15 protein-coding genes and 1 pseudogene are annotated in these 14,524 nt (G+C 34.1%); 5 read left to right on the top strand and 11 right to left on the bottom strand.

Translation table 11 applies throughout. The annotated features are described in order from the left end of the window. Positions 1-227: 227 nt before the first annotated feature. The 3 genes from ytrH (at position 228) to JOC75_RS17875 (ending at position 1,972) form a co-directional block, all read left to right on the top strand. Positions 228-563, top strand: coding sequence for a sporulation membrane protein YtrH (gene ytrH, locus JOC75_RS17885; RefSeq protein ID WP_204955379.1), 336 nt, complete (start codon positions 228-230; stop codon positions 561-563). Beyond that, on the top strand, positions 560-1,069 hold the full coding sequence (ytrI, locus tag JOC75_RS17880; RefSeq protein ID WP_204955378.1) for a sporulation membrane protein YtrI: 510 nt from the start codon (positions 560-562) through the stop codon (positions 1,067-1,069). The genes ytrH and ytrI overlap by 4 nt, the downstream gene beginning before the upstream one ends. 714 nt (positions 1,070-1,783) lie before the next feature. After that, positions 1,784-1,972 carry a YtzJ family protein gene (locus JOC75_RS17875; RefSeq protein WP_146949305.1) on the top strand — a complete coding sequence of 63 codons (189 nt, stop codon included), beginning with the start codon at positions 1,784-1,786 and terminating at the stop codon, positions 1,970-1,972. Positions 1,973-2,114: 142 nt separating this feature from the next. On the opposite strand, the gene JOC75_RS17870 is transcribed toward JOC75_RS17875, so the two are convergent. Further along, complete coding sequence (locus tag JOC75_RS17870) at positions 2,115-3,053, bottom strand: DHH family phosphoesterase (protein WP_204955377.1); 939 nt, start codon at positions 3,051-3,053, stop codon at positions 2,115-2,117. A gap of 320 nt (positions 3,054-3,373) precedes the next feature. Between JOC75_RS17870 and JOC75_RS17865 the strand changes: the two genes are divergently transcribed. Beyond that, complete coding sequence (locus tag JOC75_RS17865) at positions 3,374-3,673, top strand: YtpI family protein (RefSeq protein ID WP_204955376.1); 300 nt, start codon at positions 3,374-3,376, stop codon at positions 3,671-3,673. Between the two features lie 380 nt (positions 3,674-4,053). Here the strand turns inward: JOC75_RS17865 and JOC75_RS17860 are convergent, their stop codons facing one another. From JOC75_RS17860 to JOC75_RS17825, 8 genes and pseudogenes are all read right to left on the bottom strand, one after another. Next, positions 4,054-5,370 carry a DRTGG domain-containing protein gene (locus tag JOC75_RS17860; RefSeq protein WP_204955375.1) on the bottom strand — a complete coding sequence of 439 codons (1,317 nt, stop codon included), beginning with the start codon at positions 5,368-5,370 and terminating at the stop codon, positions 4,054-4,056. Between the two features lie 149 nt (positions 5,371-5,519). Next, a complete protein-coding gene (locus JOC75_RS17855; protein ID WP_204955374.1) occupies positions 5,520-5,759 on the bottom strand; it encodes a hypothetical protein in 240 nt (79 codons plus the stop codon). A 414-nt stretch (positions 5,760-6,173) separates the two neighbouring features. Beyond that, positions 6,174-6,839 (bottom strand): annotated as a pseudogene (locus JOC75_RS17850) (metal-dependent hydrolase); the annotation flags it as partial. Positions 6,840-6,969: 130 nt separating this feature from the next. Further along, a complete protein-coding gene (ald, locus tag JOC75_RS17845) occupies positions 6,970-8,091 on the bottom strand; it encodes an alanine dehydrogenase (RefSeq protein ID WP_204955372.1) in 1,122 nt (373 codons plus the stop codon). Positions 8,092-8,302: 211 nt separating this feature from the next. Continuing rightward, positions 8,303-9,064, bottom strand: a complete 762-nt coding sequence (locus JOC75_RS17840; protein ID WP_204955371.1) for an SDR family oxidoreductase — start codon at positions 9,062-9,064, stop codon at positions 8,303-8,305. A 269-nt stretch (positions 9,065-9,333) separates the two neighbouring features. After that, complete coding sequence (locus tag JOC75_RS17835; RefSeq protein WP_204955370.1) at positions 9,334-9,492, bottom strand: hypothetical protein; 159 nt, start codon at positions 9,490-9,492, stop codon at positions 9,334-9,336. 78 nt (positions 9,493-9,570) lie between these two features. Then, positions 9,571-10,947, bottom strand: coding sequence for an argininosuccinate lyase (gene argH, locus JOC75_RS17830; protein WP_204955369.1), 1,377 nt, complete (start codon positions 10,945-10,947; stop codon positions 9,571-9,573). Beyond that, entirely contained in the window at positions 10,944-12,143 is a 1,200-nt protein-coding gene (locus JOC75_RS17825; RefSeq protein WP_204955368.1) for an argininosuccinate synthase, read from the bottom strand. The genes argH and JOC75_RS17825 overlap by 4 nt, the downstream gene beginning before the upstream one ends. A 248-nt stretch (positions 12,144-12,391) precedes the next feature. On the opposite strand from JOC75_RS17825, the gene JOC75_RS17820 reads away from it, so the two are divergent. Beyond that, positions 12,392-12,709, top strand: coding sequence for a hypothetical protein (locus JOC75_RS17820; RefSeq protein ID WP_204955367.1), 318 nt, complete (start codon positions 12,392-12,394; stop codon positions 12,707-12,709). A 344-nt stretch (positions 12,710-13,053) separates the two neighbouring features. Here the strand turns inward: JOC75_RS17820 and JOC75_RS17815 are convergent, their stop codons facing one another. Both JOC75_RS17815 and JOC75_RS17810 read right to left on the bottom strand, forming a co-directional pair. After that, positions 13,054-13,566 (bottom strand): MogA/MoaB family molybdenum cofactor biosynthesis protein, encoded by a 513-nt coding sequence (locus JOC75_RS17815; RefSeq protein WP_204955366.1) that lies wholly within the window; start codon positions 13,564-13,566, stop codon positions 13,054-13,056. Next, positions 13,563-14,417 (bottom strand): EcsC family protein, encoded by an 855-nt coding sequence (locus tag JOC75_RS17810; RefSeq protein WP_204955365.1) that lies wholly within the window; start codon positions 14,415-14,417, stop codon positions 13,563-13,565. Before JOC75_RS17810 ends, JOC75_RS17815 begins: the two co-directional genes overlap by 4 nt. Positions 14,418-14,524: the final 107 nt, after the last annotated feature.

The raw sequence follows: 14,524 nt of genomic DNA, 5'->3' as shown, positions 1-14,524 counted from the left end.
AGTGTTAAAAAATTAACATTAAGCATTGAAAGTGCCTTTTCTTTTGATCTATATTACTCAAACAATATAAGTGTTTGAATAATTCTACTATTGATTACCACCATATTATATGTCTACATTCCATTATATTCTGAGAGTTTTAAGAGTACAAATAAGAGGTTTAAAAATAAAACGAAACATACTTAAAATAGGTCGTCCATATATATAGTGATAGGAGGTTGATAAATATGGACAAAGAAGCTTTTATACCGGCATTTATTCATAGCTATTTTATAGCATTAGGAGTAATTTTAGGTGGTACTTTAATTGGTGCAATTGGTGCCTTTTTAGCAGGTGAACCACCGTTAACAAAAATGTTTGAGTTTGCTAACAGGTTAAAGATTTGGGCCTTGGTTGCTGCAATCGGAGGAACTTTTGATGCATTTTATAGCTTTGAACGAGGCATCTTCCAAGGTGAAACACGGGATATTATAAAACAGGTTTTATTAATTGTATCGGCAATGGGTGGCGCACAAACTGGATGGCATTTAATCGCTTGGTTAACACAGGAGCATATTACATGAGAATTCCGCCACATTATCAGCAACCAACATGGCAACGTTTTTTTGCAGGTGTCGCGATCGGAGCGATTATTAGCTGGGGTGTTTTCCTATTTATTTTTGGTGTTGTTCAAGAAAAACAAAGCACAGAAATTGAAGAACAACGCACAAAAATTAACGAATTAATAAAGAAAGGGGAAATTTACCAACAGGAATATAGTAAATTAAATAAAGAAGCACAAAAGAAGCTTACAGTTCAAGAGCTAAATATTGATTTAACAAATGGTGATAAATATCACTTGAAAGAATTTAAGGTAAAAAATATTGAAGATAAAGTCAAAAATGAATTAGCAGATATTGTTATCGCAAAGGATATAGAAAGTATTAATTCTAACCACCTTTTAATTGAAAGAATGATCGAAAACCTCCCTATAGAACTTGAAGATGGAAATAAGTATAAGCTAAAAATGACTAAATTTATGTTACATACAACACTTTCCATTGAAATTGAAATTTCATTTTCTGACTAACTTATTGAGCTAGTCGTTTTATTTACACCCCCCTATGTACTTATGATGAATGCTTTTTCACACCCGGTTAAACTTCACAGCCCATTTCTGTCATAGTCATTCACTTTTCCGGGGTAAAAAAATTTATTTTCCCCCTCAGGATCCTCCCTCGTAAGCTTAGCACCTGTGGGATCCATCTTTAAACACTATCCCACAGGAGATCTATCTTGTCCAATTCAAACAACCTCCTAACATAACATAGCCGGCAATTTAGTAAGAATCTGTGGATTGCAAAGTCTAAATTTAACAATTTTATGTAAATATTAAGAAATCTATCGCAATTTCTGATTTTTTTGATAAAATAGAAATAGGAAAAACAAGGGAAATACCTCTTACTTTTCCTCTCCTTCGTTAAACATCAAAACATCACCGGCAATTTAGTCATGCACTTTCTTATTCACTTTCTTGTTTTATCATTTACATCATATTATTTCCTTATTGTAGAATTCGAAGAAGTACATCCTTCTTCAATTACCACCACTTTTACTTTTATATGAGCTGTAGGTCGATTCGTTTACATTACACAACAAGCAATTATTTCTACTGAGGAGTCTTCTACAAACTTACTATGGAGAAGTTATATCTTGTATTCTTTTCAAGAAAAAGTTCAAACCTGGGCTTGGAATTAACAGACGGTTTACAAAAGAAAATTTATGATAAATTGGAGGGATCACCATGTATATCTTGAATCATCGAAAGCTTGCTCAAGAAAAACTAGAAACGATTAAAAGAGGATTTTCCGCATATGAAGAATCACCTGAAATTGCTGATTTAATAAAAAGAGAAATCCGTGTGCTTCAGCTTGATGTTTATGAAGATGCCACAGAATTTGGTTTTTGGTTTATTCCCAACAAAGAAAGGTAAGCGTTATCACAATATTCCGCAAGCATACTCCTACATCAGAAACTTCAACTCAATTATCAGGTTTCACAAAAAAGCTTACTACAATTTCCCATTTGCAAAAGGTTCGGAAGATAAAGTTCCGAACCACAATTACATAATGAGATTATGCCTGCTGACAGAGGAGATCTAAATCTTTTAATACCATATCTACTTCATCCCAGCTATAAACTGATGCACCTGAAGCTAATGGATGACCTCCACCATTATACTTCTTAGCAAGTTGGTTAATAACTATATCTTTTGAGCGTAGCCTTACTCGTATTTGACTTGATTCTTCTACAAAGAATGCCCAGGCTCTTACACCTTCAATATTTCCAAGAATGCTTACTAACTGTGATGCTTCTGACGGTGTTACATTATACTTTGCTAACATCTCTTTTGTAATATTCATATGTGCTGAGCCATAAGAAGTTAAATTAAAGTTTTGCAACACATATCCACTTAATTGAGCTACGTTTCTTTTGGTTTTATATAGCTCATCGTAAAGTGGTGCTGGTTTAATTCCCTCTGATATTAAAGCACTTGCATACTGAAATGTCTTTTCTGTTGTGCTTGGAAAAAGAAAACGTCCTGTGTCCCCTACAATTCCTGCATACAATAACTCAGCAGCTTTTGTAGATAATACTAGACCTTGGTCTTTTCCAGCTAAATATAACTCATAAATCATTTCACTTGTAGCACTTGCTTCTGTGTCCACCCACAAAACATCTCCGTATTGATCATCATTAGGATGGTGATCAATTTTTATTAGTGACTTACCAGTGTTGTAGCGCTTATCACTTACACGAGCCTGATTTGCAGTATCACATACAATAACTAATGCATCATTGTATACATCATCTGGAACAACATCCATTTTATAAAGAAATTCTAATGAAGGTTCTGTTTCACCCACCACATATATGGTCTTACTCGGGAAAGATGCTTTTAAGATTTCTGCTAAACCACATTGAGATCCATAAGCATCAGGATCAGGTCTAACATGACGATGGATAATTATTGTAGAATTCTGTACGATTGTATCTATAATTTGTTGTTTCATCTTATTCTCCTTTGCTCTCTATAACAATTATTAAAGCATAAATAAAGACATTTAAAAAGAAAGAACAATCAGTTTTCTTTGAAAAAGTTGTTTATCATTTAATATTTAGGATAAGTCCTTCAACATCCATTTATCAATAAAGTCCTATCGATGCTCAATAAAATCATTAATTTTAAACTATTTAGAGTAATGATCAATAGACTTTTAGAAACAGTGCGTAAAAAAATAGATTTTCCGTTATGAAATGTTAAAATAGAGTTGGAACATATAGTTCTGATCATATATATTAATTAATTCTTACACGATCTCGGAGGTTGTTTATGCCAGTATTTGTTTTCTTTATTGTTGTTTCAATTGCTTTTTATGTATTTTATAAAGTGAAAGCATATAGATCAAAGAATCAGTTGGAAAAACGATGGATGTCTGCTAAATCTAGTATTGCTTTAGGTATATTTGTAGCATCGTTTGGAGCTAATCAAATGTTTTTGTTTCGTTCAACCTTAGCATTTGTTATTGGAATAATCTTCATTATTTTAGGTCTCGCAAGTGCTTGGGCTGGTTATCGTGCTTATAAACATTTTTTACCACAAATTATTAAAGAAGCTGGGCAGCAGAAATAAAATTTTTAAAGAGGCTGGGAACATCATTAAGAAGTCAAACAAAAAGACCAATATGTCTAAATTCAGTTAAGCTGAAAGAAACAAGTTCGTTCCATTGCGCTGCAGACATAAGATTCGCCGGGGAGGAAGCTAAGCCTCCTCGTAAGCTGCGCGCCTGTGGGGTCTCAGCCTTTCCTCTGCACCCGCAGGAGTCAAATGTCTTCCGCTCCATTCCACTAGTTCTTAAAAATAGAATGCAAAATCAAAAAATCTAATTGAAGACAGCAAATAAAAACCCGAACTATTAGGCGAATAATCAATTGAAATATCTCCTAATATTTCGGGTTTATCATTAGCTTAAATACTTATGTCCCAGCCTCTTTTGAATGTTTCCTACCTTTTTAGCGCTCAATTAATTGAACCATCATCATAGCTTTTCCAACTACTGCTCCATCACTATATGCTTCAATGTCAATCTTTCCGAATTTACGTCCTACTTCCAATATTTTCGGATGAATTTCAAGCATTGTTTCCATTTGGACAGGCTTTATAAAATAGATGGTTATATTTTCAACAATAATATCGCCCTTTTTTTGAGCTCGTAGATAGCGATTAACTGCTTCTGTAACTAGAGTTGTAAAAACACCATACGAAATCGTTCCAAGATGGTTGGTCATTTGTGGACTTACCTCACACCTAAAGACACTACTTCTTTTTGAATCATCTTCGATTGTGACAAATTGATTTGTTACAATATCATCTATTTTTTCACCAATCTGTGGCTGACGCTGAATCATCTGAAGTGCTTTTAAAACATCTTGACGACTGATCATGCCTTGCAGCCTATTTTGTTGATCAACTACTGGAAGAACCTCAATGCCTTCCCATACCATCATTTGTGCAGCTGAAGCAACAGAGGTCTTGCCAATTACCGTGATAGGACTTTTTGTCATCACCTTTTCAATAATCGTTTCATGATCATAGCCCATAATATCCTTTGAAGTAACAATACCTTGTACCTTCATGTTTTGATCAATTACCGGAAAACGACCATGTCCAGTTTCATAATTATGTTGATACCAAGTTGCAATATTATCACTTGTATATAAGCAAATTGTTTTATCAACAGGAGTTAAAATATCCTCAACTTGGACAATTTCCTTCTTGATAAGCTGATCATAAATAGCTCTATTAATCATCGTACCAACCGTAAATGTATCATAGCTTGTTGAAATAATTGGTAATTCTAGTTCATCTGCAAGTCTTTTTACATGATCTTCTGTATCAAAGCCTCCGGTAATTAACACAGCCGCTCCTGCTTCAAGAGCATATTGATGAGCATTTGTACGGTTACCAACTATTAATAAATTACCAGCACCTGTATATCTCATCATTGCCTCTAGCTTCATTGCACCAATAACAAACTTATTTAATGTTTTATGTAATCCTGCTCTTCCACCTAAAACCTGTCCATCAACAATATTAACAACCTCTGCAAATGTTAATTTCTCAAAGTTTTCTTTTTTCTTAGTTTCAATTCTTATCGTTCCAACACGTTCTATTGTACTAACATACCCTTTGTTCTCTGCTTCCTTAATTGCTCTGTAAGCAGTTCCTTCACTCACATTAATTTCCTTTGCAATTTGACGAACAGAGATCTTTTCACCAACAGAAAGAGAAGTTATATATTGTAAAATTTGCTCATGCTTTGTAGCCAAGCTTCATCACCCTTTATTATAGTGAATTCCTTTTTTGTTCTATAATAGATTAGTTAATTTAGTTAAAGATATTAACGAACAACTAAATGTTATAGGACTATTTAAGTAACTAGAATCCACTATTATTATATAGGTCAAGGAAGCTTATATCAACGCATCATTTGACGTTGTCTCTTCTTCTGAAGAGATTGCTTGTACGATTTCTTTACACTAACAGCTTTTTTTGGACGATATAAATAATGTGCAAAATTACCTCCGATAACGAAGATCGCTAAACATAGCCAGCTCATAGCAAAAACAGTTTGCATTTGGTTACCTGATAAAGTGATTTGCTGAAGACCATAATAAAGCATCATCAAGGCAATCAATGCATACAATAAATTTTTCAAATGCAATCATCCTTTCAAATCTTTTCTATAATCCAATTTATGCATGGACAATAAAAAAAAGAAGCGAATGCAAAAATATCAGCTTCTGATTTCGGGTGGAAATTGTTTCCTAACAATTAAAAATTTGGGCATAATATCGGATTTTAAAAAATGAGGGAGCTTCTTGAGATAAGATGGGTGTATGAAACAAACAAAAAGATTAAGTAAGAAGAGAAAAAGATTATAGAAAGAGGCTGGACATAATTAAAGGTGTCATACAAAAAGGCGAATAAATCTAAACTCAGTTAAGTTGAAAGAAATAAGTTCGTTCCATTGCGCTGCAGACATAAGATTCGCCGGGGAGGAAGCTAAGCCTCCTCGTAAGCTGCGCGCCTGTGGGGTCTTAGCCTTTCCTCTGCACCCGCAGGAGTCAAATTCTCCAACTTCTAATAATAAACCAATATTTGTTGGTAACATTTCAATAAATATTTGTGGATCCTGTTTGATTAGTTCAAATGTATTAAAGTGAATTGGCACAACTTTTTTTGCTTTTAACCATTCAGCTGCATATTTTGCATCTTCTGGACCCATAGTTAAATTATCACCGATAGGTAAAAACGCCAAATCAATTGTGTGACGCTCTCCAATCATTTTCATATCAGAGAACAATGAAGTATCTCCTGCATGATAGATTGTTTTTCCACCTGATGTAAACAAGACACCTGAGGGCATTCCTGTATAAATAACAGTACCATCTTCTTCTTCATAACTTGAGCCATGGAAGGCCTGTGTTAATTTGACTGTACCAAATTCAAACTGATAGGCTCCACCAATATTCATTGGGTGAACTTTAATTCCATGTTTTCCTATGTACATAGCTAATTCATATGGTGCGATAACAAGTGAATCATTTTTCTTTGCTATTTCTACAGTATCACCTACATGGTCGTTGTGACCGTGAGTCAAAATTATGACATCTGCTTCAATGTTATCTACCTTCAAATCAGTTAACTCATTTCCTGAAATAAATGGATCGATGATTACCTTTGTATTTTCTGTAAAAATTTGTACTACAGCATGTCCATGATAAGATGCTTGCATATCTTCCCCTACCTTCTTTACATTTTTATGATGATTAATTTCACGCTAAGTTTATAAATACCCATATTTAACTAACAATTAAACATAGCAAAAAGAGGTCCGACAGTATGTTTCTGGCAGACCACACTGGTTAAATTCCTAACAAAAACGTACGCGGATCTGTGTATGAGAGACCATGTGCTTCTGAAACAGCTTCATAAGCAACAAATCCACCTAAAGCATTTATTCCTTTTAGTAGAGCTTCATTTTCTAAGCACGCCTTTTTATAGCCTTTATTAGCAATTTGAACTGCATATGGTACTGTTACATTTGTTAATGCAATCGTTGATGTACGTGGAACAGCTCCAGGCATGTTAGCCACTGCATAATGCAAGACACCATGTTTTTCGTATGTTGGAGAATCATGTGTGGTTATTTTATCAGTAGTTGCAAAAATACCACCCTGGTCAATGGCAATATCCACAATAACGGATCCTTGTGACATAGATTTAACATCATCTTCTGTTACTAAAAGAGGTGCTTTTGCTCCTGGAATAAGCACAGCTCCGATAACAAGATCTGATCTGCGAACTGCTTCTGAGATCGTAAGTGGATTTGACATTAAAGTGGTAATATCATGACCAAAAATATCGTCTATCTGTCTTAATCTTTCCGGATTCACATCTAACATCGTGACTTCAGCACCTAATCCCACAGCTATTTTGGCGGCATTGGTTCCTGCCACACCACCACCAATAATTGTAACCTTACCTCGTTGTGTACCTGGTACACCAGATAATAGAATCCCTTTTCCTCCACGTGTTTTTTCTAAAAATTGTGCACCAATTTGTGAGGCCATCCTTCCTGCAACCTCACTCATTGGAGTTAAAAGTGGAAGAGATCCATTTGGTAGCTGTACAGTTTCGTATGCAATAGCTATTACTTTATGATTGATCAGTGCAACAGTTAATTCAGGTTCTGGTGCAAGGTGTAGATAAGTAAATAAAATCAATCCTTCACGGAAATATTGAAATTCCTCTTTTAAAGGCTCTTTTACCTTCATCACCATGTCCATTGACCATGCTTGCTGAGCCGTATCAACAATTTGCGCTCCTGCGTCAATATACTGATCATCAGTAAAACCGGATCCTAACCCAGCATTTGTTTCAATATAAACTTCATGTCCATGTTTAATAAGATGAACAGCACCCGCAGGAGTCATTGCAACACGATTTTCATTATTCTTTATTTCTACCGGAATGCCAATCTTCATATCAATCAACCCTTTCACTTTTGCGTCCTTATCAGTATGACCGTAATTTATCATATGATTACGCAGTGAGACAGGTTAGTAAAGATTTAGATAAATTCAGCTTTTTCATTCCTATCTTTTACTTTTTTTCGTTAATCTTCACACACTTTCTATGTAGTTGGATTGAAATTAAGATTTACAGAAAAGTCATATTTTTTTACAATCCATAAAATTAGATATGGTACCTATGTATCACATTAGCTCCACCTGTTACTTCAATTATTGAACCAGTTATCATATCTGAATCTTCTTGGCAAATGAATGCTAATGTTCTCGCAATATCCTCACCAGTTCCAGATCGGCCAATTGGTGTATTTTTATCAGCTAGAGTTCTTGAGCTATCAATTGTTGCTTCCTTCATTTCTCCGATAATATTACCTGGACATATCATGTTAGCTGTAATACCGTTTTCAGCTTCCTCGATACTAATAGATTTTGTCAAGGATACAAGTCCTACCTTTGCTGCACTAAATGCTGCTCGATGAAGCCATCCTGGTGATGATTCAGCACCTTGAAAACCATATGTAATGATTCGACCATATTGCTGTTGCCTCATAACTGGTACAACTAATTTAAATAAATGAAAAACAGAGCTAAGATTTCCTTCTATCATTTGATACCATTCTTCATCTGAATAATCAGCTAGCTTTTTTCTTTCGAAAATATAAGGTCCTGCATTATTTATTAAGCAATCAATTCGGCCAAAGCGTTTTAGTGTTAATTCGATTATTTTTGTTAAATCTTCTTTTTTAGTCACATCTCCTTGAACAAAAAGCATCCGATCTTTCATATGTGAATATGTATGTTTTAACTTTTCAACTGCATCGATGTCTTTATGATAATTTACCGTTACAGAAAAACCATTCTTTAGAAATTCTTCTGTTACTTTTTTTCCTAACCCTTTAGATCCTGCGGTAATAAGGGCATGTCGCACGATAAATTTCCTCCCCTAACTTGTCCTTATAAAAATTATTAACAAACTACATCTCTCTCTTTATATACTATACTGAACTTAAGTTGACTGTTTCCAATTCTATTGTGCTTGTAACAAGATCATTTTACAATAATCTTGTTTTGAAACTTGTTACATTTTGTAAAAGGTAGCTAAGAATTTCATAATAAATTATTTTTTATAAATTATTTCCAAAGCAGAAAAAAACAGCTGATCATATATCAATCAGCTGTTTTGCTAAGTAAATTGTATTAGTCCCTTTTTATTTGGAAATGCTCTTGAAGGAAATTGGGATCATATTGCTGTTCTACTACACCACTTGAATAGGAATCTGTTAATTGTTGCATTGTTTCCTGCTCACCAAGGTGATCATAGTAATATGTTTGTCGTGTTACTCTTCTTTCTCGCACTGTTTTCAGCTCCTTATTTTCAACTGTTCTCATATAGTGTTTCTGAAAATAAGAAGCTTATACCGTTAATTTACTTGTTTATCCTTCTAACGATATTTTTGCCTTTTGAATTGCCTTTTTAACCATTTCAAAGCCTGTTCCACCCGCACTCATACGTTTTCTTACTGCTTCAAATGGATTTATTACTTCATATAAATCTTTCTCAAATAGGTTAGAGGATTTTTTATATTCCTCAAAAGGTAAATCCTTCAAATATATTCCTGACTGAATACATTGATACACTAGTGTACCGACAACTTCATGTGCCTCTCTAAATGGCATTCCTTTAGTTGATAAATAATCAGCAAGCTCAGTTGCATTTGAAAAATCTTCTTTTGTTGCTTTTTCCATGTTTTCTTTATTAACTTTTAATGTATCAATCATTCCAATGAAAATTTGGAGACTTCCTTCTATAGTTTTAACAGTATCAAACATACCTTCTTTATCTTCTTGAAGGTCTTTATTATAGGCTAGAGGAAGACCTTTTAAAATAGTTAATAATGACATTAAGTTACCATAAACTCGACCTGTTTTTCCTCTTATCAATTCAGCCATGTCGGGGTTTTTCTTCTGTGGCATAATACTACTACCTGTTGCATACGTGTCATCTAGCTCAATAAACTGAAATTCTTGTGAACACCATAAAATAATTTCCTCGCATAAACGAGAAAGATGCATCATTACAAGTGAACTATTGCTTAAAAATTCTATAATAAAATCTCTGTCGCTAACACCATCTAAGCTATTTTCATATATTCCTTCAAAGCCAAGCTTTTCTGCAGTATATTCACGGTCTATCGGAAAAGTAGTTCCTGCAAGTGCAGCAGATCCTAAAGGAGATATATTAATACGTTTTAAGGATTCTTCAAATCTTTGTTTATCACGATCTAACATCCAGAAGTAAGCCATTAAGTGGTGAGCAAACGAAATAGGCTGAGCACGCTGTAAATGTGTGTAACCAGGTAAAATTGTCTCTACATGTGCTTCTGCTTTATTAACAAGTGATGTTTGAAGTCCCTCAATCAGGTCAACCACCATTTCAACATGCTTACGTAAATACAAATGCATATCTGTAGCTACTTGATCATTTCTACTTCTACCTGTATGTAACTTTCCACCAACAGGACCGATCTCATCAATTAGCAGCTTCTCGATATTCAGATGAATATCTTCATAGTTAACTGAAAAATCAAGCTCATTTCTCTTTGCTTTTTCTAACAGTGTCGTTAACCCAATTGAAATTTCTTCTGCTTCATCTTTTGAGATAATGCCGCAGTTACCTAACATTTCAACATGTGCAAGACTGCCTGTAATATCTTCCTCAACTAATTCCTTATCAAAATGGATGGATGCGCCGAACTCATCCACCCACTGTTCAGGGGTTTTTTGGAAGCGTCCACCCCAAAGTTTTTTCATACTTCCACCTTCTTATTTTTCACCATGCTATTCACTTTCGTAGGAAGTCCCCATAGCTCAATAAATCCGATTGCAGCATTATGATCAAACGCATCATCTTTCGTATATGTTGCTAGTTTCTCATCATATAATGAGTACTCTGATTTTCTTCCTTCAACAATTGCATGACCTTTAAAAAGCTTCACACGAACTGTACCTGTTACATACTTTTGTGTTTCTTCCAAGAAAGCATGTAAAGCATTTTTTAATGGTGAGAACCATAGTCCGTTATAGATGAGCTCTGTTAATTTCTGTTCGATCACTGGTTTGAAATGAGCCACTTCTTTTACTAACGTTAAATCTTCAAGTTCTTTATGTGCTTTAATAAGAGTCATAGCACCTGGACACTCATACACTTCACGTGATTTAATTCCTACAAGACGATTTTCAACATGATCAATACGTCCTACACCATGTTTACCAGCAATATCATTTAATTCAAGAATCAATTCATGAAGAGGATATGCTTTGTCATTAATTTTTACAGGAACACCCTTTTCAAAATGAATTTCGATAACCTCTGCTTCATCAGGTGTTTTTTCTAACGGTACTGTTAAATCATAAGCTCCCTCAGGTGGAGCAGCCCAAGGATCTTCAAGAATTCCACACTCATTACTTCTACCCCATAGATTTTGGTCAATAGAATATGGGCTATCTAAGTTTATTGGAATTGGAATATCATGCTTAATTGCATATTCAATTTCTTCTTCACGTGACCAGCCCCACTCTCTTACTGGAGCAAGAACTTCTAGATCTGGGTTTAGTGCTTTGATTGAAACCTCAAATCGAACCTGATCATTTCCTTTACCCGTACAACCATGTGCAATGGCAACAGCATTTTCTTTTTCTGCAATTTCAACTAATTTTTTTGCGATAAGTGGTCGTGAAAGTGCTGAAACTAAAGGGTATTTCCCTTCGTATAAAGCATGTGCTTGTAGTGCAAGTAATGCAAAGTCATTTGCATATTCTTCTTTTGCATCAATCATGTATGATTCAACTGCTCCAACTTGCAGTGCCTTTTGTTGAACAAAAGCAGTATCTTTTCCTTCACCAACATCTAGACAACATGCAACAACAGCGTACCCTTGTTCTTGTAACCATTTAATTGCAACAGAAGTATCTAAACCCCCGGAATATGCTAAAACTACTTTTTTCATCTATTTGTTCCTCCTTAGTTGTATAAAAATTAATATATACTAATAAAAATACATTTTCTATGTAAGTATCACTTTACCAACTCTTTCCCTATTTCGTCAATAGAAATTTTGTATATTTTCTCATAATTTTTGTATAAAAATAAATATCATCCCTTAGTTTCACTTAAAATGACTAATAAATTGTGCATAGAACTTTTCTTTCGACTAATGGTACAATAGATGTGAAATTAAATTTGGAGGAATGGGAATTGAATGAATACTTCACCTATAACCCTAGATTAAAAATATACCTTCCGAAGTTAGATCAAGATTGGAACTCTTATAGCCTACATACTCAAAATTGTATTTTGACAGATTGGGAACATATTCGCGGTCATATTCCTGACCGTATTGCAGAACTTGAAGAAGATATTAATCTTAAACAAGAGGCATTAAATGAAGAGGAGAATTTCCAAACGTCCTGTAAGCTAACCGAGGAAATTTCTGAATTAGCATCGATTATAAATGATTTATGGATTTGGTATAGATCTAACCAGCAAATATCTAAAGCAAAAGTTCATACATAACAAAAATGAGGCTAGGACATAAGTAAAGAAATCATAAAAAAAACAAATTAATCTAAATCAGTTAAGTTGAAAGAAATAAGTTCGTTCCATTGCGCTGCAGACACTCGCTTTCCACTAATAGTATGCAAAATTAAAAATTCCAAATGAAGACAGTAAAAGACCCGAACTATTAAGTGATATTTGAAATATCATCTAATAATTCGGGTTTTCATTAACTTAAATTAAATACTTTTGTCCAAACCTCATAAGGTAGAAGTAAAAGGAATGGAAAACACAAATTGTCTTCCATTCCTTTGTTTGGATATTAATAATTTTAAAAAATTATACTTTCAATAAAATTAATGTTATAAATCTTTTTTTACCTCACGAACAACATGACCTATTTCAGGTAATATCAACTTTTCCATTGCCAATTTAACAGCTCCTGATGACCCCGGCATGGCAAATATCGCTGTATCCATTGCAACACCAGCTACAGCCCTGCTAAGAATAGCAGCTGAACCAATATCATCACGATAGCTAAGCATACGAAAAATCTCACCAAAGCCAGGAATTTCTTTGTCGATGATTGACTCAACTGCTTCAATGGTAACATCTCTTTTGGCTATACCTGTTCCTCCATTGGTAAGTACCACATCAACTTCTCTTGTTTCACAGCCTTTTAGGATAGAACTTCGAATGAGCGTTTTTTCATCCTTTACGATCTCATAATCCACAACTAAGTGATTATGTTCTTCTAAATAACTTTTTATAAGATAGCCACTTTTATCAGTTTCTTCGTCTCTAGTATCACTAATCGTAATTACTTTACATCTAACCTGATTTGGTGCTTCAAGTTTATGCTCAATACTACTCATACTACCCCTCCTTCAAAGTAAGTTGATTTTTGTGTGATATAGCGATATTGGTAAAATCTATTTGCAAAATCACTAATATGACGAGTTTGTTGATAATTTGCACCAGCACCAATCATCATACTGACTAAAGGTATTCCAGCAATAAGTTTACGTTTGAATATTGATATTACTGACAATTTCGCAATCTGCTTAAGTAGGAATTCCATACTCTTAGGATCTGCTAAATCCTCATTTCCTTCGTAAAAGTAGGAAACACTTTCTTCATCTATATCCTGTTTTAATTCTATCCACGCTTTATATTGTAAATGCTTTGGTAATAAAGAAGCATGATACAATTTCAAGGAAGTCATCATTTCATACGGATTATTTATTTCATATCCATAACACATTGAAATCATTTGAATTGCACGTAAATTTAGTATGGTTTGTAAAGGAATGTCGGCACCTGTTAAAAGAATACCACCTGTTCCTGTAATGCCTCCCTGTAGGAAGGAGTATAATCTGTGCTTTGAGGTTTGTAGGTCTGCTAAGTAATGCAGTTGACTAATTGAAAGCTTATGTAAATCACTAATTTGAATAATATCCTCATTTAATGCTTTTGCAGATAGTAAAATTTGTTGCTTAGCATCTTGTTGTATAAACGAATTTTGAATAAACGAATGTAAGTTAAAAAAACTAGCATCAATTTTTTTTAATATCATTGTTTTCGTTCGCTTTGGTATTTCCTCGATATTTCTATCTATCCACCTGTTAAATGTTCGTTGAAAATCTGTTCTTACATCATTTTGTAAATCATTTTCCCAACTAGTAATTTCTGCTAATATGGCTTTTTCACGTACTGATTCATTCATGAGAAATGTCTCCTTATTAACGTAATAAGTGGTCTTTTTATTAAACTGTTTCCCTAAATTTTGTTGCTCTGTAACTTTTAGAAAACAGTACTGTACATAGTCTACAT

Origin of the sequence: Metabacillus crassostreae (genome assembly GCF_016908395.1) — a bacterium.
GTDB classification, from domain to species: domain Bacteria; phylum Bacillota; class Bacilli; order Bacillales; family Bacillaceae; genus Metabacillus; species Metabacillus crassostreae.
This window is presented reverse-complemented; position numbering and strand designations above follow the sequence as displayed.